Raw genomic sequence first — 17,648 nt, 5'->3', positions numbered from 1 at the left:
CGGCCTGGGCGACGTGGAGTGGGAGTGCGAAACGGACGCGTCGAACGCCGCCCTCGCGGTGGCCGACGGTACCGTCTACGCGTCGGTCGGGTACGGAACGCTCGCCGCGTTTCGGTGACGCGGCGAGCGCGGCGCGGCGATCGGGTCGCCGGCAAAACGAGAATCGCGGGCGGGAATTTACGCCTTCGAGCGCTCGACCGGCCCCCAGATGACGTACTCGTTGCACCCGGGGCAGCGAAGCGGCGGCATCTCGTGGACGACCCCGCCGAGTTGCTTGTTGTCGACGACGATCCCGCAGTTCCCACACTGTTTTGCCATACCAGAGGGGACGGGCGCGTCGGGCTTAATCCGCCCATATCGTTCCGTTTCGTTCCGACCGTTTCACGGTCGTACGGCCCGAAAACGGACCGTACGGTCGCGAACGGTTCCGGAAGCGCGGACGGCGCGGAAAGCGGTCGGTGTGGCGGCTGGAAGGGCCGAGTCGCCGACAGGAGCTGCCGGGGAGGCGGCTACGTCGCGGGGATCGGCCGGAGAAAACGGTCCGAAACGGTCGAAACGGCGGGTCGGCGCGTCAGTCGTCGGCGACCGCGGGTTCGACTCGCTGCTCGGTCATCCCGAGCACGTCGTCGAAGAAGTCGAGCGAGTCGTTCGGGCCGGGATTGGCCTCGGGGTGGTACTGGCGGGTGAGGACGTCGAGTTCGTCGCTGTCGAGGCCCTCGGGCGTGTCGTCGTTGACGTTCACCTGTGTCACTTCGAGGACGTCGCCGGGGTCGCCGACCGTGTAGCCGTGGTTCTGGGTCGTCATGACCACGCGGTTGGTCTCTAGGTCGCGGACCGGCTGGTTGACGCCGCGGTGGCCGAAGTCCATCTTCTCGGTGGTGCCGCCGAGCGAGCGGGCGACGACCTGCTGGCCGAGGCAGATGCCGGCGATGGGCACCTCGCCGACGTAGGTGTCGACCAGCTCCTCGGCCGCCTCGAAGTTCGCGGGGTCGCCGGGGCCGTTCGAGATGAACAGGAGGTCGGGGTCGACGGCCTCGACGTCGGCCTCGGTGGCGTCGTAGGGGAGCACGTGGACGTCCGCGCCGCGGGCGACCAGCGAGTCGACGATCGAACCCTTCGCGCCGCAGTCGACTAGCGCGACGTCCGCGTCGGCGTACGCGCCGCCGTCGTCGCCCTCGTGGACGACGGCCTCGTCGACGCTTACCTGCGCGCCGATGTCGGTGTGTTCGCTCATGCCCTTGCAGGCCTCCAGTTCGGCGAGCGCGTCCTCCTCGGTGACGTCCTCGCCGACGGCGATGCCGCACTGCATCGCGCCGCCCTCGCGGATGTCGGTCACGAGGTCGCGCGTGTCGATGTGGTCGACGGCCGGGACGCCCTCGTCGGTGAGCCACTCGGCGACGTCCTCGGTGAGCTCGCGGGCGACGACCGCACGGGGGTGGACGCGGTCGGACTCGAATCGCTCCTCGCGCACGCCGTAGTTCCCGATCAGGGGGTACGAGAAGGTGAGCACCTGCTCCTCGTAAGAGGGGTCGGTGAGGCTCTCCTCGTAGCCGGTGTACGCTGTCGTGAAAACCAGTTCGCCGTGTGTCGTCCCCGGAGAACGGCCGCGTGCTTCGACCACGCGTCCGCCCTCGAGCGCTACGTAGGCGTCCATCGTTACGAGATACGTATAGCATCCGCGTGCATAAACCTTGCTTTCGAAGCGATGTTACGAATTTCGTAATTATCAAGTACGGGGGAGGGGTAGGTACGGATCTCAATGGACAGTCTGGACCAGGAGATACTGAACATCCTCCGACGCGACGCGCGAACGCCGTACACGGAGATCGCGGAGCGGGTCGGCACGTCGGAGGGTACCGTGCGAAACCGCGTCGAGCGGATGACCGAGGACGGGATCATCGAGCGGTTCACGGTCTCGACCCGGAAGGGCAACGTCAAGGCGATGATCGAGATCAGCGTCGCCGTCGACGTGGACACGACCGCCGTCTCCGAGCGGATGGCCGAGTGGGAGGAGGTGGACTTCGCGTGGCAGGTGAGCGGGGAGGAGGACATCGTGCTCGTCGTCGACGCCGCCGACACGCAGGGGGTGAACGAACTGATCACGCAGGCCCGCGAGATCGACGAGGTCGTGGGCACGAAGACGCGGCTGATACTGAACGAGAAGCTGGGTTAGGGTTCGTTCTCCCGCTCCCCGGGCGGCGTCCCCACGCCGGGGGTGATCCAGTCGGGCTTGTCGAGGTAGCCCTTCCACTCGTGGATCCGCCGGTAGGCCGGGCGAAGGAGGCCGTTGGGGAAGCCGTACCCGACCTGCGCCTCGATCCGTCCGTCCCGGATGGCCTCGACGACGCTCTCCGGCGTGAGTTCGTCCGCGTCGACGGTCGTGAACGCCCGACCCACCTCGAAGGGGTAGTGCGCGTCGCTCCCGCCGGTCATCGGCAGGTCGTGACCCCGCGCGAGGTGCTCGACCCAGGGCCGGGTGCGCGGGTGCTTGCCGTTTATCTCGATGGCGTCGAAGGCGGCGTCGACGTCCCGGACGGTGCTGTTGCGGTACGGATGCGCGATGATCGCCGCGCAGTCGCGCGCGTGGGCCATCTCGACCGTCTCCTCGGGCGTGAGCGTCTCCGGTTTCGTCTCCGCCGGCGGGTCCGGGCCGACGACCAGCACGTGGCCCCGGGTCGTCGTCACCTCGATCCCGGGGATCACGACGAAGTCGTCCGGCGCGTCGAACGCCCGGTAGTAGTCGTGATTGGTCGTCGCGAGGCCGTGGAGCCCGCGCCGTTTCGCGGTCCACGCCAGCATCCTGAACCCGAGCGGGTCGAACGCTTCGCCGAGGCGCGGCCGCCCGTGGAAGAACCGCGTGTGGGAGTGAAGGTCGATCGCGAACACGATAGCCGTACCACGGCCCGATCCTTATAGGCGGGTCCCGGGGCACCCGTCAATCTTTCACGCTCCGACCCGTGGTTCGTTCAGGGGATCCCAGTGAGTGACACGCCAGCGGGCGACCGGGAGGACGAAGCGCGCGTTCTCGTGTTGAACCCGAACAGCGGGAGCGCCGACCACGGCCCGGAGGTCAGAAACAGGGCCGCCGACCACGGGTTCGACGTGCGGGTGTCGGAGGAGCCCGGCGACGCCGTCGACCTCGCCGCCGAGGCGGCCAAGGGGGGCGCGGACGTCGTCGCAGCGGCCGGCGGCGACGGCACGCTGAACGAGGTGGTCTGCGGCATCGACCGCGCCGACGCCTTCGAGGACGTGACGTTCTGCCCCGTCCCCTGCGGGACGGGGAACAACTTCGCGAGCAACGTCGGCGTCGGGAGTATCGCCGCGGCGTTCGACGCGGTCGAGACGGGCGAGGAGCGCGCGATAGACCTCGGGCGGGCGAACGACGAGCCGTTTATCAACTCCTGCGTGGGCGGGCTCACCGCCGACGCGAGCGCGAGTACGTCGGCGGACCTGAAAGAGCGTATCGGCGTCGCGGCTTACGCGGTGAGCACGCTCCGGACGATGGCGGAGTTCGACGGCGTCCCGATCCACGTCGAGACGAGCGACGACATCGCCGACCCCTGGAGCGGGGAGGCGCTGATCGTCATGATCGGTAACTGCCGCCGGCCTCCCGACGAGAGCGGCCGGACGCAGGCGAACGTGGAGGACGGGCTGTTCGAGGTGACGATCCTCGAGGAGGAGCCGGCGATCGACCTCGTGGAAGACGCCATCGAGCAGCGGCTGTTCGGGAGCGAGGCCGTCGACGTCGTGACGCGGCGGACGCCGGAACTGCGGATCACCACCGATGCCGACGACCCGGTCAACTACAGCCTCGACGGCGAGATGATCTCCGCGGAATCGCTCCACGCGGCGACTGAGCACCGCCGGCTGAAACTCAGGGTCGGCGACGCCTACGCGCCGGATCCGGACTGATCCGAAGACTGTTTGACCTCCCCGGACGATTCCCCAGTCATGAGTACCGACGAGGGGACTGCCGACGAGGGGGTCCACGAGAACGCGATGCAGGACGTCATCGCGGTCGACGCGGACGACGAGGAACAGGGGCTGGTCAACCGGCTGGACGCGCACACGGGCGACGGGATCCGCCACCGCGCGTTCACCGCGCTCATCTTCGACGAGGACGGCCGCATCCTCCTGGCCCAGCGCAGCCCCGACAAGCGTCTGTGGGACACCCACTGGGACGGCACCGTGGCTTCCCACCCGGTCGAGGGCCAGACCCAGAAGGAGGCGACCCGCCAGCGCCTCGAAGAGGAACTCGGCATCTCGCCGGACCAGTACGACGACCTGCGCCTCACCGACCGCTTCGAGTACAAGCGCTACTACGAGAACGCCGGCGTCGAACACGAGGTCTGCGCCGTGCTCCAGCTCACCCTCACCGACACTACCCTCGACCCGAACGAGGAGGAGGTCGCCGGCCTGATGTGGGTGCCCTACGAGCGGCTCCACCGCAACCCGCAGTGGTACCGGCAGCTTCGGCTCTGTCCCTGGTTCGAGATCGCGATGCGTCGCGACGTGGAGTGACGAACCGCGGCCGGTCGAGCCCCCTCTCCTACCGAGGCGGAGCCCGATCGCCTGCCGCAAACTGCTGTTAACGCGCGAACAGTCCGAAATCGGGCCGAAACGGAGCGGAACGACCCCCGATTAACGCTGGGGTTGATATCGGGGCAAGCCGTACCGACGGTCTGGCAATGAGCACCACGACGGCTTCGGACGCGGAAGCGCTCGAACTGACTCGGACGGAGCAGTGGGTCCTCCACGACGTCATGCTTCGGGAGCTCGAAGCGGCGGAGGAGAGCGACCGGTCCCCGCCGTGGTGGGCCCTCGCCGTCCTCGAACAGGTCGAAAGCGACGCGCTGTCGCTGACCTGCTTCGAGGCCTGGCGCGTCAAGCGCGCGGTCCAGTCCTACGTCGAGCGGGCGCCCGACCGGGACCGGTCGCCGGCACGGACCCTTCTCGGCCGGATCGAGGCGGCCTACCGGTCGCCGCCCGCGGCGGTACAGTAGTGAGATAGCGTATCGGGTCATTCACCCAGTATTACTGCCCCGGATCGGCCGATTCGCGATAGCCGAGTCGCGTTGCATCCCTTCTCGACAGGTCCGATAACGGAGACCCGGCGTCGCCGTGGCGCCGAGGATCGGTAACGGCGCATTACGGGGGTTTGAGGCGTGTATGTCGCCGTATCCGGGCCTTTCCGACGCCACGAGAACGACAGAAGTGCCGCGGAGCGGCGACCGGTCAGAACGCCGTCAGGGTTACGCGCGCGTTTCAATCAAAAACGTTCTTCGGCGTTTATCTGCCGCGTCGTGGTTCACAAGTCCGTATGAAACTGCAGACAACAAAGATCAGCGCCGTTTTAGTTGCGCTCCTGATGGTGACAGCCGGCGGCATCGCGACCGTCGCCGCGAGCGCCCAACAGGAGCAGGCCGAGCCGAGTGTATCGATCGACGACCAGAACACCAACGGAGAGCAGGTCCGCGTCTCCTCGGTGACGCCGCCCGAGAACGGCGGATTCATCGCTCTCCACGAGGGATCCGAGGAGGGCCCGGTGATTGGAACATCCGAGTACATCGCCGAACAGGACCGGAACGTCAGGATTCAGCTCGAACGGCAGATCAGTAGCGACACCACTGTCGTCGCCGTGCTCCACGAGGACACCGACGGCAACCAGGAACTCAACGCCAGCATCGACCGTCGCTACCAGACCGAGGACGGCGATATCGTCTCTGACGAGGCCGACCTGACCGTCCGCGGCGGCGCGGCCGAAGATGACGACGCCACCGCTGACAACGAGACCGAGGAAGTCGAGAACGAGACGGAAGAGGAACTCGAAGAGGTAGAGAACGAAACCGAAGAGATAGAGAACGAAACTGAAGAGGAGCCCGAGGAAGTCGAGAACGAGACGGAAGAACCCGAAGAGGTTGAGAACGAGACCGAGGAAGAAGGAGCCGAAGACGAGGACGAAGTCGAAGCCGAGGAGGGCTTCGATGTGAGTAACCTCCAGGCCGTCGACACCGCGCCCGTCAACGACACGGTCACGGTGACGGCCGACGTGGAAGCGCCCGACGACCGCGAGGCCGGGGCCGTCGAACTCCGCGTCGAGGGTGACGTGGTCGAGCGCCGGCACGTCTCCTTCGAGGACGACGACGAGCGGACGGTCGAGTTCAACGTCAACACGACCGGACTCGCGCCCGGCACCTACGTCCACGGGGTCTTCACCGAGGACGACGGCGAGGTCGCGCAGATAACGCTCACCGAACAGAACGCCTCGTTCAACGTGTCGAACCTCTCCGCGCCCGCGGACGCGCCGGTCGGGGAGAACGTGACCGTCAACGCGACGATCACGAACGACGGCGAGGCGAACGACACGCAGAACGTCACCGCGCGCCTGAACGGCTCCGTCGCCGCGCAGGAGAACGTCACGCTGGACGCGGGCGAGGAGACGACCGTCTCGCTCAACGTCAGCGCCGACGAGGAGGGGACGTACTACCTGGGCGTGCTCACCCGCGACTTCGGTGAGGTCCAGCAGCTCAACGTGAGCGAGGACGTCGAGGAGAACGTCACGGACAACGAGACGGCGGCACCGACCGCGAACGTCAGCTTCGAGAACCAGACGTCGAACGGGTCGACGGTCGTCGTCGACTCTGTGAACAGCAGTAACGGAACGTTCGTCGCTATTCACGACGCAACCCTGCTCGAAGGGAACGTCATCGGTAGCGTCATCGGTGTCTCCGAGTACCTCGAACAGGGCGAGCACGAGAACGTCAGCGTCGAGCTGTACAACGTCTCCGGTGCGAACTTCACCGAGTCGGAACTGACCGAGAACCAGACGCTGATCGCGATGCCGCACCTCGACACCAACGAGAACGGGACGTACGACTTCGTCGCCAGTGAAGGCGCCGAGGACGGCCCGTACGTCAACGAGACCGGCGCACCCGTCGTCGACGACGGCTTCGTGACGATCGAGGCGGCCGAGGAGAACGTCACGGACAACGAGACGGCGGCACCGACCGCGAACGTCAGCTTCGAGAACCAGACGTCGAACGGGTCGACCGTCGTCGTCGACTCCGTGAACAGCAGTAACGGAACGTTCGTCGCTATTCACGACGCAACCCTGCTCGAAGGGAACGTCATCGGTAGCGTCATCGGCGTCTCCGAGTACCTCGAACAGGGCGAACACGAGAACGTCAGCGTCGAACTGTTCAACGTCTCCGGTGCGGACTTCGCCGAGTCGGAACTGACCGAGAACCAGACGCTGATCGCGATGCCGCACCTCGACACCAACGAGAACGGGACGTACGACTTCGTCGCCACTGAGGGCGCGGAGGACGGCCCGTATGTCAACGAGACCGGCGCGCCCGTCCTCGACGACGGCTTCGTGACGATCGAGGCGGCCGAGGAGAACGTCACGAACGTGACGGAGAACGAGACCAACGTTACGGACAACGAAACGAACGTCACTGACAACGAGACCAACGTCACGGACGGCGTCACTGACAACGAAACGAACGTTACAGACAACGAGACCAACGTCACGGACGGCGTCACTGACAACGAGACCAACGTTACGGACAACGAAACGAACGTCACCGATAACGAGACGAACGTCACTGACAACGAGACCAACGTTACGGACAACGAAACGAACGTCACCGATAACGAGACGAACGTCACTGACAACGAGACCGCGGTAAACGCCACGGCGTCCGTCGAGTTCAACGACCAGACGACGAGCGGGGAGATCGTGGGCGTCGCGTCCGCGAACCTCTCCGAGGGCGGATTCGTGGTGATTCACGACGCGACGCTCCTCGACGGCGAGGTGCTCGGTAGCGTCATCGGCGTCTCCGAGTACCTCGAACCCGGCGAGCACGACAGCGTGTCGGTACCGCTGTACGACGTCCCCGGACTGGAGGCCAACCAGACGTCGCTAGAGGAGGACCAGACGCTCGTCGCGATGCCGCACTTCGACACGAACGACAACGAGACCTACGACTTCCTCACGACCGACGGTGAGGAGGACGGCGCGTACGTCATGAACGGCACGCCCGTCATCGACGACGCCAGCGTGACGGTCCAGTCGTTCGACGCCAACGACACGACCGAGACGACCGACTCGAACGAGACGAACGAGTCGGACGGGACGGTCCTCACCTAACGACCTTCCTCGTCGCTTTTTTCGCCGGCAACGGCCGCCCAGACAGCGGTGCCGCCGAGCAGGAACGCCGGCAGCAGCGGGAACACGAGCAGCGCCACGCGCCACGGCAACACCGGCGGGCGGACCAGGACGATCGCCGGGACGATCAGAAACGAGACGACGATGACCCCGACCAGCGTCCAGCCTCGCCAGTCGAACCCGTCGTCGGGCTCCGCGTCGTTCGCGGTGCCGGTCTCGACGCCGGCCTCGGGGTCGTGAACGTAGCCGCTCGCGTCGTCAGAGCTCACTGTCGGGCCTTACGACTACTTTGCCAAAGCCCTCACGGTTCTCCAGCATCTCGTGGGCGCGGGCGGTCCCGCTCATGGGGAGGACCTCGCGGATCCGCGGTTCGAAGGTGCCGTCCCAGACGAGTTCGAGCACGTCGTCGCACTCGCCGGGCGTCGCCATCGTCGACCCGATCACGTTCAGCTGGTTCCAGAAGATCCGGTTGATGTCGGTCTCGGGGTTCGGTCCCGTCGTCGCCCCGCAGGTGAGCAGGCGGCCGTCCTTCGCGAGCGAGGCCAGCGAATCGGACCACGTCGCCGCGCCGACGTGGTCGACCACCACGTCGACGCCGCGCTTGCCGGTCAGGTCCCGGATCTCGCTGGCGAAGTCCTTCGCCTCGTAGTCGATCACGTGGTCGGCTCCGCACTCGCGGGCGTACTCCAGTTTCTCGTCGCTGCTACCGGTGGCGTACACCGTCGCGCCGGCGTAGTCCGCGATCTGGACGGCGGCGTGGCCGACGCCGCCGCTCGCGCCGAGGACGAGCACGTCCTCGCCGGGCGAGACGTCGCCGCGGGAGATCAGCATCCGCCAGGCGGTCTGGAACACGAGCGGCGCGGCCGCGGCCGTCTCCCAGCCGACGCCCTCGGGAACGGAGACGAGGTTCTGCTCGGGGACGGCGGCGTACTCGCTGTGGACGCCGCGGGTGTGCTCGCCGATGATGCTGAACCGGACGCACAGCGCCACGTCACCGTCGCGGCAGTATTCGCACTCGCCGCAGTAGGTGCCGGCGAGGACGGCGACGCGGTCGCCCGGTTCGAAGCGGGAGACGTCGTCGCCCACCTCCTCGACCACGCCCGCGGCGTCGCTGCCCGGAACGTGGGGCATCTCCACGTCGATGGTGGGGAGGCCGCGGCGCGTCCACACGTCAAGGTGGTTCAGCGCCCCCGCCTTCACGTCGACCAGCACCTCGTCCGCGGCCGGGTCGGGGTCCGGGAAGTCGCCGTACTCGATGACGTCGGTGTCGCCGTGGTCGGTGAACTTGACCGCTTGCATGCGCGTTCCCTGTACGACGGCGGGCAAAAAGTCGACGAAAGACCACACGGAATTCCGGGAGACACTTTTGTGGCCGCCCCCTGAACTGACGGGTATGGTCGATTTCCAGTCACGCGACACGCGGCGGGGGTTGGAGGACGACGACGAGGACGACGGCGAGACGGAATCGACGGACGACGCGGCGTCCGCGGCCGAAAGCGAGGAGGACGACCGGTCGGCGCGGCCCGCCGACGAGAACGCGGGAGAGCCGACCGGGGACTCGGGCGAACACGCTGGCGATTCGGGGGGCAGCGAACGCGCGGGGAGCGACCACCAGAGCGCCGGTAGCGGTCACGGCGGCCACGACCACGACGAGCACGGCGGCCACTCTCACGAGCACGACCGCCACCACGCCCACGACCTCGACGCCCTCGGCGTGGCCGTCGTCACCGTCTCGTCGTCGCGGACGCTCTCGGACGACCCCGCCGGCGACACCATCACGGCGGTGATGGAGGAGGGCGACGACGAGGTGGTGACGCGGGAGCTGATCCCCGACGAGTACGACCGGATCGAGGGGACGATCGACAACCTCGTCAAACGCGACGACGTGGATCTGGTGATCACGACTGGCGGGACGGGCGTCACGCCGGACGACGTGACCATCGAGGCGGCGAAGCGCCTGTTCGACAAGGAGCTCCCCGGGTTCGGCGAGCTGTTCCGCCTGCTCTCCTACGACGAGATCGGGACGAAGGTCGTCGCGACGCGCGCGACCGCCGGCGTCATCGGGGGCGTGCCGGTGTTCTGTCTCCCCGGGAGCGAGAACGCCGCCCGCCTCGGCACCGAAGCGATCGTCTCCGAGCAGGCGGCACACATCGCGGGCTTGGCCCAGCGGGACGAGTAACGCGACTACCCCGGCATGGGGCACAGACTCGCCGTCAGGACGGCGACCTCGTCACCGTCGTTGCGCGCGCCGTGGGCGACGCCGCGCTCGTGGAGGACGACGCCCGGCGCGCTGATCCGCTCTTCCTCGCCGTTCTGCAGGACGGTCACCGTCCCTTCGACGACGTGAAAGACGTTCGTCGAGTCGCCGTGTTCGTGCGGTTCCAGTTCCGCGCCGGGGCCGAGCGCGAAGGCTTTCACCAGAACGTCGTCGCTCACGACGACCTCCGCGTCGACCACCTCCCCGTCGTCGGGGTCTAACTCGGGGTACCTATCGAGTGCCATGCGACGACGTACCGTCGCCGCGGAGATATATCTGGTCGTCGCTGCGGCAAGTGGCTATCGGGCAACACACGGTACCATGCGACAACCAACATACAGAAAATTATATGCGGACGGAACCGTTTCGGCCGCGAAACTGTCGGGTATAAACTATCTCGAACGGAGACCGAGATAGATAGGATGAATAACATAACTGGGCGGATGGATGGTGAAACGGCGTAAAACGACTTAATTCGCGCTAGCGGCTTCCCGGCTTTACTATCCCCTGTCGATATGTCCCGAGTGCAGCATGTTCGACACGACACCTACCCGACGCACGATGCTGAAGGCGATCGGAGGAACCGCCGCGGCCACGGCAGTGCCGGCGGCCGCGCAGGCGAGCGACGAGGGCTGGACGGTCGTCGAGACGCCGACCGCGAACACGCTCCACGGCGTGAACGCGACGGCGACCGTCCACCACGCCGTCGGCGAGGGCGGGATCGTCCTCGAACGCGGGAGCGAGGGCTGGCGGAAGGTCCTCGACGGCGGTCCGACCGGCAACGGCAACGACCTGTACGGGTCCGACGCCACGGACGACGAGAAGCGCCTCTGGTTCGTCGGCGCCAGCGGCGCGATCGGCGAGTACGACGTGGAGACGGGGAACCTGGAGGACCACTCTGCGCCGAACGACAACACGAACAACTACAACGACGTAGCCGCAGAGGGACCCGCGGGCGACGCGAACGTCTACGTCGCCGGCGACTCCGGGAAGATCTACTACAGCTTCGAGAACGGCGCGACCGGCACGTGGAACTACGTGACGCCCGGGAGCGGTGCCGCCATCCAAGCAATCGACTTCCGCGACGTCCGGACGGGCCACGCGGTCGACACGAACGGCCGCGTGTTCGAAACGACCGACGGCGAGACGTGGGAGCCGATCGGCCTGCAGGACGCCAACGTCAACTTCTACGGCGTTGTCTCGCGAAGCGTGACAGCCCATCAGACGGAGTCTGATGACGTCGACTCCGACACCCGCGACGACGTCTGGGTGTCGGGCGGCGGCGGCATGGTCTTCCACTACGACGGCTCGCAGTGGACCTCGTCGGACACGGGCGACGCCACGCTGCAGGACGTCGAGGTCGACGGCGACGGCGGCTTCACCGTCGGCGGCGGCGGCAAGCTCTACGAGTACGACGGCGAGCGCTGGACGGCGGTCGACACGCCGACCGGCGCCAACCTGAAGGCGGTGCTTCAGGCCTCGCCCGACGTCGCGGTCGGCGCCGACGGGACGGTCCTGGAGCACTGACGCCCGCCGTCTCCCCGCACCGCGTCCTGCGGTGCTCGCGATAGCTCCCGGCCCTCCGCCCGCGGTCCCCGCGTCGCTCCCGCACCTCCGCCGGCTCCCGGCAACGCTTCCGGTCGTCAGAGGCACCCGTCGCCGGGGGCCGTCACGTTCGACGTTCTTTTTCGGAGACGCAATGCGGCGCGCTCGCACGGATATACGTCGCGGCAGTAAAAAACGTGGACGGTGCGGCGTCGTCAGCGGCGCCGTCAGCAGCGAGGTTCGACTCGGATTACTCGCCGCAGGGTTCGCTCGATATCGTCACCGGTTCGGAGAGGTTCAACTGCGTCCGTTCGAGGTCGCTCCCGGTCCCCGACAGCGCGGTCCAGTTCTCGACCGTGCCGTTGTAGTACTCGCCGTACAGGCTCGCTTCCTCGTTGAACGCCGGGTCGATCGTGATGTTGAAGTCGTCACCGAGACCCGAGTAGACGCCGCCGTCGGTCCGGCGGTCGTCCCAGGTCCAGTTGATCCGGTCGTACGACTCCTCGTGAGTCCAGTTGTCGTACATGTTCGAGCCGTTGTACAGGTCGTCCTTGACGGTCCAGTTCCCGTCATCAGGGAGGCCGGTGACGTTGAACGTGACGGACCCGCTCCCGGACGTGCTCTCGTTGGCCCCGTGGACGATCACCAGGCTCAGCGTCCCCCGGGCGTCCTCGTAGAGGAAGAGCGTGCTCGTGTTCGGTCGCAGTATCTCGCTCGTCCCCTCCGAACTGTAGGACGCCCCGGTCGTGTTCACGTACGGGTTGTCCTCGAACGGGGCCTGGTAGTCGTAGAGTTCCTTCGCGGACTCGTCGCCCGTGTACGGCGTCACCGCGTAGCAGTCGTCGCCCTGTCGCACGGTGTAGGAGTCGTCCTGTGCGTCGTCGTCCTGCGCGGCGACTGGGCCGCCCAGCATCGGCAGGGCGACGGCGAGGACGACGATGACGGTGAGAAATCGCTTCGCGGTCGATCGGTCGAGAGACGGTGCGGTCGGTGATGGTCCGGATCGCATACGCCTCCGCCTCTGTCGCACCCGAGTATTGTAATGACCGGCGTAGCGGCCGCGAAAAGCACTGCAACAGACGGCGGTCCGACGCAAGTGTGGGTTACCGAACGGGTCGGCCGGCCGAGACCGCGACCCGCATCGATCCCTGAGGGTCGCCGTCCGGCGGTTACGCGCTCCCGCTCAGTTCCTCGGCGACAGCGTCCGGACCGAGCAGGTCGGGGTCGACCGCGAGGTCGACCTGCGCGCTGGCGAACTCGGGGAGCGAGTCCCGCGAGTAGATGACCACGCGGAGGTCGTCGTTCAGGTCCTTCGCGATCGGGACCGCCGTCGCCTGCCCGACGTCGGTGAGGACGAACAGGTCTGCGCCGACGATGCCCGACTCTTCGAGGGCGGGGCGCGTGGCGATGTCCTCGACCACCGTGACCTCGTTGCCCTCGCCCTCCAGGCGCTCCGCCAGTCCGTCGTCGTCGTGACCCGCGAACACTACCTTCATCACTCGTACTCTATGGTGGCCGGAGGCTTGTGTGTCACGTCGTAGACGACGCGCGCGACGTTCTCGTGGGCGCCGGTGATGCGGGACTGGATCCGCTGGAGCGTCTCCCAGTCGATCTCCTGAGCACGGGCGGTCATCCCGTCGCGGGACTCGACCGAGCGGACGGAGACGACCCAGCCGTGGACGCGGTTGTCGCCCTTGACGCCGGTCGCCTTGCCGATTACGGCGGCGAGCGCCTGCCACGGCTCGTACTCCTCCAGTTCCTCCTCGACGACGTGGTTGGCCTCGCGCGCGACCTCCAGCTTCTCCTCGGTGACCTCTCCGATGATGCGAACGGCCAGCCCGGGACCCGGGAACGGCATCCGCTCGGCGACGAGCTCGTCGAGGTCGAGTTCGCGGGCGACCTCGCGGACCTCGTCCTTGTAAAGGTCGCGCATCGGCTCGACGATGCCGTCGAAGTCGACCACGTCGGGCAGGCCGCCGACGTTGTGGTGGGACTTGATCGTCCCCTCGCTCTCGATCCGGTCGGGGTAGATCGTCCCCTGCACGAGGTAGTCGGCGTCCTCCTCCTTCGCGACCGTCTCGAACTCCCGGATGAACTGCTCGCCGATGATGTGGCGCTTCTCCTCGGGGTCGGTGGTGCCGCCGAGCGCGTCGAGGAAGCGGTCTTTGGCGTCGACGATCCGGAGCGAGTCCATGTAGTCGAACGTCTCCCGGATCTGGTCCGTCTCGCCTTTCCGCATCAGGCCGGTGTCGACGTAGACGGGCGTCAGCTGGTCGCCGATGGCCTCGTAGGCCAGCGCGGCGGCCGTCGAGGAGTCGACGCCGCCAGACAGCGCGATGACGGCGTTGGCGTCGCCCACGGCCTCGCTGATCTCCTCGATCTTCTCGTCGATGAAGGAGTCGACGTCGACCATCAGGCCTCCACCTCCGTTCCCTCGGCGGCCGCGCCGTCGATCCCGGTCCGCTCCATCACCGCTTCGAGCAGGCCGACGAAGGGCGGCGATGCCCGGTCGGGACGGGACCGGAACTCGGGGTGGAACTGCGTCCCGAGGAAGTACGGGTGGTCCTCGTGTTCGAGGATCTCCATGCGGTTGCCCGCGCGCCCGGAGAACGCGATGTCGGTGTCGGCGAAGTCCTCGAAGTAGTTCGGGTTCACCTCGTAGCGGTGGCGGTGGCGCTCGGTGCAGGCCGTCGACCCGTACACCTCCTCCGCGAGGGTGCCGGGCGTGATGTCCGTCTGGTGCGCGCCGAGGCGCATCGTGCCACCCATGTCCGAGACCTCGTACTGCTCGGGCAGGATGTCGATGACGGGGTTGTTCGTGTCGGGGTCCATCTCCGCGCTGTGGGCGTCCTCGTAGCCCAGCACGTTGCGCGCGACTTCGACGACGGCCATCTGGAAGCCCAGACAGAGCCCGAGGAAGGGGACGTCGTTCTCGCGGGCGTACCGGATCGCGCTGATCTTCCCCTCGGTGCCGCGGGAGCCGAACCCGCCGGGGACGACGATGCCGTCCGCGGACTCCAGGCGGCGGCGGTGTTCGCCGCCGTCGGTCTCGTCGACCATCTCGTCGGAGTCGACCCAGTGGATGTTCACGTTGACGCCCTTCGCGAGGCCGGCGTGTTTCAGCGCCTCGTTGACGGACATGTACGCGTCCTCCAGGTCGTACTTGCCGACGAGCGCGATGTCGACCTCGCCCTCGCGCTCGCGGGTGACGACCTCGCGCCAGCGGTTGTCGCGGTCGGCCTTCGGCAGCGCCTCGTCCGCGAGGCCGAGCTCCTGCATGACGTACTCGTCGAGGCCCTCCTCCTCGACCATCAGCGGCACGTGGTAGATGTCCTCGACGTCGGGGTTAGAGAAGACGGCGTCGGTCGGGACGTCGCAGAACAGCGCGATCTTTTCCTTGGTGTGCGGTTCGAGCTTGTCGTCGGCGCGCCCGACGAGAATGTCCGGCTGGAGGCCGATAGAGCGGAGCTCCTTGACGCTGTGTTGCGTGGGCTTGGTCTTCTGCTCGCCGTTTTTCGAGTAGGGGACGAGGGTGACGTGAGTGAAGAGGATGTCGTCGTCCTCCTCCTCGTGGGCGAACTGGCGGAGCGCTTCGAGGTAGGGCATCCCCTCGATGTCGCCGACGGTGCCGCCGACTTCGATGAGACAGACGTCGGTGCCCTCGGCGGCCTCGCGGATGCGCCGCTTGATGTCGGTCGTGACGTGCGGGATGATCTGGACCGTCTTCCCGAGGTAGTCGCCCGCGCGCTCCTTCTCGATGACGTGCTGGTAGGTCTTGCCCGTCGTGATGTTGTGGTCGAAGGTCATGTCCTCGTCGAGGAACCGCTCGTAGTTCCCCAGGTCGAGGTCGACCTCGCCCCCGTCTTTCAGCACGTACACCTCGCCGTGCTGGTACGGGTTCATCGTCCCGGCGTCGACGTTGAGGTACGGGTCGATCTTCACCGCCGTCACGTCGAACCCGGCGTTCTTCAGGAGTCGGCCGGTGCTCGCGGCGGTGATCCCCTTGCCGAGCCCGGACATGACACCTCCCGTGACGAAGATGAACTTGTTCCCCAGGGTGGGGTCGTATTCGGATTCAGGATCGGTCGGCATACCGATTCTCCGCAATCCCGAGTCAAAACGATTTCGGAGAGCGCCCCGTGTGCAGAACGATTGCACGGCGCGGCGAGCGGTCTACGGCGAGCGGTCGAAGAAGTCCGCGACGCGTTCGCCGATCCGGTCGTGCTTCCCGAGGAAGAAGTGGTCCGCGGAGAGTTCGACCACCTCGTCGCCGCGCTCGCGCGCCGCCGCGGCGACCGGCGTCGCGTCGACCGTCCCGTCGCGCTCGCCGTAGATGACCTGCGCCGGGCAGCCGAGGTCGGTCAGCGCCGCGGCGGCGTCCAGGTCGTCGGCCAGTTTCGGGGCGGGCGCGAGCACGGAGACGCCGACGACCTCGCGGTCGACCGTCGCGCCCGCGAGCAGCGCCATCGCCCCGCCGAAGCTGTAGCCGAAGAGACCGACCCGATCGTAGCGCTCGGCGGCCCAGCGGACGGCGTTGCGCGCGTCCTCGCGCTCGCCGTACCCCTCGTCCCAGTCGCCGTAGTCGAAGCGGAGGCAGTCCGTCCCGCGGTCCGCGAGCGCGTCGCTCACGGAGACGAGCCGGTCGTCGCCGCGGTGCCCGCGGTGCTGGGGGTGGGGCGGGCAGGCGACGACGCAGGTCGCCGCGTCGCCCGCGCCGTCGGCCCCGTCGAGCGTGCCGCGCACGTCGCGTCCGCCCGGCAGTAGTACGTCGTTCGGAGACATGTTCGTCACTAGGTGGAGTCAGGATTTTAAGTCGCGGGTCGCATAAATAATGGTATGGGAATACTCTCGCGGGCCTCTTACGTCATTCGCTCGAAGGTCAACGCCTTGCTCAACCGGGCCGAAGACCCAACGGAGACGTTGGACTATTCCTACGAGCAGATGCGCGACGAGCTACAGGACGTGAAACGTGGGATCGCCGATCTCACCACCCAGAAGAAGCGCCTGGAGATGCAGAAGCGCCGGCTCGAGGAGAACGTCGACAAGCACAACGAACAGGCGCGGGAGGCCGTCCGGCAGGACCGCGACGACCTCGCGCGGCGCGCGCTGGAGAAGAAGAAGGCGAAGATGACTCAGATCGAGGAGCTGGAGGCCCAGATCGCCGACCTCCAGAACACGCAGGACAACCTCGTCGAGAAGAAAGAGACGCTCCAGCAGCGCATCGAGGAGTTCCGCACCCGGAAAGAGACGATCAAGGCCCGCCACGAGGCCGCCGAGGCGAGCGCTCGCGTCTCCGAGGCGATGACCGGGGCCGGCGACGAGATGGAGGACGTCGGCCGCGCCATCGAGCGCGCGGAGGAGCGCACCGACGACATGGAGGCGCGCGCCGCCGCCATGGACGAGCTCCAGGAGACCGGCGTGTTCGAGGACGCCATGTCCGACAAGGACCAGCTCGACCGCGAGCTGGAGGAGGTCCGCTCGAAGGGCGAGGTCGACGCCGAGCTTGACACGCTGAAATCGGAGATGGGCAAGGAGACCGCGGCCGAAGAGGAGGCGGAGCCGCCGGGCGAGGAGGAAGTCGAGTTCGAGAGCGACACCGGCGAGGAGGTCGACGTGAACGTCGACGAGTCCGAGGTCGAGGAGGAGCTAGAGGACATCAAAAGCGAGGAGACGTAG

At 67.2% G+C, this 17,648-nt stretch carries 20 protein-coding genes; 9 read left to right on the top strand and 11 right to left on the bottom strand.

The window, feature by feature from the left end:
- The first annotated feature begins 13 nt into the window (after positions 1–13).
- Positions 14–118, top strand: a complete 105-nt coding sequence (locus D8670_RS06680) for a PQQ-binding-like beta-propeller repeat protein (RefSeq protein ID WP_162994214.1) — start codon at positions 14–16, stop codon at positions 116–118.
- 59 nt (positions 119–177) lie between these two features.
- Here the strand turns inward: D8670_RS06680 and D8670_RS20795 are convergent, their stop codons facing one another.
- Both D8670_RS20795 and carA read right to left on the bottom strand, forming a co-directional pair.
- Positions 178–318, bottom strand: coding sequence for a hypothetical protein (locus D8670_RS20795; RefSeq protein WP_162994213.1), 141 nt, complete (start codon positions 316–318; stop codon positions 178–180).
- Positions 319–571: 253 nt separating this feature from the next.
- Entirely contained in the window at positions 572–1,654 is a 1,083-nt protein-coding gene (gene carA, locus D8670_RS06675; RefSeq protein WP_121817283.1) for a glutamine-hydrolyzing carbamoyl-phosphate synthase small subunit, read from the bottom strand.
- Between the two features lie 105 nt (positions 1,655–1,759).
- Here carA and D8670_RS06670 point away from each other — a divergent pair, with 105 nt between their 5' ends.
- A complete protein-coding gene (locus tag D8670_RS06670) occupies positions 1,760–2,173 on the top strand; it encodes an Lrp/AsnC family transcriptional regulator (protein WP_121817282.1) in 414 nt (137 codons plus the stop codon).
- Here the strand turns inward: D8670_RS06670 and D8670_RS06665 are convergent.
- Positions 2,170–2,886, bottom strand: a complete 717-nt coding sequence (locus tag D8670_RS06665; protein WP_121817281.1) for a CehA/McbA family metallohydrolase — start codon at positions 2,884–2,886, stop codon at positions 2,170–2,172. The genes D8670_RS06670 and D8670_RS06665 overlap by 4 nt on opposite strands.
- 93 nt (positions 2,887–2,979) lie before the next feature.
- Here D8670_RS06665 and D8670_RS06660 point away from each other — a divergent pair, with 93 nt between their 5' ends.
- The 4 genes from D8670_RS06660 (at position 2,980) to D8670_RS06645 (ending at position 8,152) form a co-directional block, all read left to right on the top strand.
- Positions 2,980–3,912 carry a diacylglycerol/lipid kinase family protein gene (locus D8670_RS06660; protein ID WP_121817280.1) on the top strand — a complete coding sequence of 311 codons (933 nt, stop codon included), beginning with the start codon at positions 2,980–2,982 and terminating at the stop codon, positions 3,910–3,912.
- Between the two features lie 39 nt (positions 3,913–3,951).
- Positions 3,952–4,521, top strand: a complete 570-nt coding sequence (locus tag D8670_RS06655) for an NUDIX hydrolase (RefSeq protein ID WP_121817279.1) — start codon at positions 3,952–3,954, stop codon at positions 4,519–4,521.
- A gap of 167 nt (positions 4,522–4,688) precedes the next feature.
- Entirely contained in the window at positions 4,689–5,003 is a 315-nt protein-coding gene (locus D8670_RS06650; RefSeq protein ID WP_121817278.1) for a DUF7853 family protein, read from the top strand.
- Between the two features lie 317 nt (positions 5,004–5,320).
- A complete protein-coding gene (locus D8670_RS06645) occupies positions 5,321–8,152 on the top strand; it encodes a DUF7282 domain-containing protein (RefSeq protein ID WP_162994212.1) in 2,832 nt (943 codons plus the stop codon).
- Here the strand turns inward: D8670_RS06645 and D8670_RS06640 are convergent.
- On the bottom strand, positions 8,149–8,439 hold the full coding sequence (locus D8670_RS06640) for a DUF7977 family protein (protein WP_121817276.1): 291 nt from the start codon (positions 8,437–8,439) through the stop codon (positions 8,149–8,151). The two genes, D8670_RS06645 and D8670_RS06640, sit on opposite strands and share 4 nt — an antisense overlap.
- On the bottom strand, positions 8,429–9,469 hold the full coding sequence (locus tag D8670_RS06635; RefSeq protein ID WP_121817275.1) for a zinc-binding dehydrogenase: 1,041 nt from the start codon (positions 9,467–9,469) through the stop codon (positions 8,429–8,431). The genes D8670_RS06640 and D8670_RS06635 overlap by 11 nt, the downstream gene beginning before the upstream one ends.
- A 94-nt stretch (positions 9,470–9,563) precedes the next feature.
- On the opposite strand from D8670_RS06635, the gene D8670_RS21725 reads away from it, so the two are divergent.
- Positions 9,564–10,349, top strand: coding sequence for a MogA/MoaB family molybdenum cofactor biosynthesis protein (locus D8670_RS21725; protein ID WP_162994211.1), 786 nt, complete (start codon positions 9,564–9,566; stop codon positions 10,347–10,349).
- A gap of 5 nt (positions 10,350–10,354) precedes the next feature.
- Here D8670_RS21725 and D8670_RS06625 read toward each other — a convergent pair whose 3' ends face one another.
- Positions 10,355–10,672, bottom strand: coding sequence for a cupin domain-containing protein (locus D8670_RS06625; protein WP_121817274.1), 318 nt, complete (start codon positions 10,670–10,672; stop codon positions 10,355–10,357).
- 286 nt (positions 10,673–10,958) lie between these two features.
- Between D8670_RS06625 and D8670_RS06620 the strand changes: the two genes are divergently transcribed.
- The gene (locus tag D8670_RS06620; protein ID WP_121817273.1) at positions 10,959–11,954 is read left to right on the top strand and encodes a WD40/YVTN/BNR-like repeat-containing protein; all 996 of its coding nucleotides are present in this window, start codon (positions 10,959–10,961) and stop codon (positions 11,952–11,954) included.
- A gap of 268 nt (positions 11,955–12,222) precedes the next feature.
- On the opposite strand, the gene D8670_RS06615 is transcribed toward D8670_RS06620, so the two are convergent.
- The 5 genes from D8670_RS06615 to D8670_RS06595 all read right to left on the bottom strand — a co-directional run bounded on the left by D8670_RS06615 (position 12,223) and on the right by D8670_RS06595 (position 16,754).
- Positions 12,223–12,981 carry a hypothetical protein gene (locus D8670_RS06615; protein WP_121817272.1) on the bottom strand — a complete coding sequence of 253 codons (759 nt, stop codon included), beginning with the start codon at positions 12,979–12,981 and terminating at the stop codon, positions 12,223–12,225.
- Positions 12,982–13,141: 160 nt separating this feature from the next.
- A complete protein-coding gene (locus tag D8670_RS06610; RefSeq protein WP_121817271.1) occupies positions 13,142–13,468 on the bottom strand; it encodes a DUF7126 family protein in 327 nt (108 codons plus the stop codon).
- Positions 13,468–14,385: a glutamine-hydrolyzing GMP synthase gene (gene guaA / locus D8670_RS06605; protein ID WP_121817270.1), complete on the bottom strand. Its 918-nt coding sequence runs from the start codon at positions 14,383–14,385 to the stop codon at positions 13,468–13,470. The genes D8670_RS06610 and guaA overlap by 1 nt, the downstream gene beginning before the upstream one ends.
- Positions 14,385–16,064 (bottom strand): CTP synthase, encoded by a 1,680-nt coding sequence (locus D8670_RS06600; protein ID WP_121817269.1) that lies wholly within the window; start codon positions 16,062–16,064, stop codon positions 14,385–14,387. The genes guaA and D8670_RS06600 overlap by 1 nt, the downstream gene beginning before the upstream one ends.
- A gap of 81 nt (positions 16,065–16,145) precedes the next feature.
- Positions 16,146–16,754, bottom strand: coding sequence for a dienelactone hydrolase family protein (locus tag D8670_RS06595; protein WP_121817268.1), 609 nt, complete (start codon positions 16,752–16,754; stop codon positions 16,146–16,148).
- A gap of 54 nt (positions 16,755–16,808) precedes the next feature.
- Between D8670_RS06595 and D8670_RS06590 the strand changes: the two genes are divergently transcribed.
- Positions 16,809–17,648, top strand: coding sequence for a PspA/IM30 family protein (locus D8670_RS06590; protein ID WP_121817267.1), 840 nt, complete (start codon positions 16,809–16,811; stop codon positions 17,646–17,648).

It is taken from the genome of Halostella limicola (assembly GCF_003675875.1).
Taxonomy (GTDB): Archaea; Halobacteriota; Halobacteria; order Halobacteriales; family Natronoarchaeaceae; genus Halostella; species Halostella limicola.
This window is presented reverse-complemented; position numbering and strand designations above follow the sequence as displayed.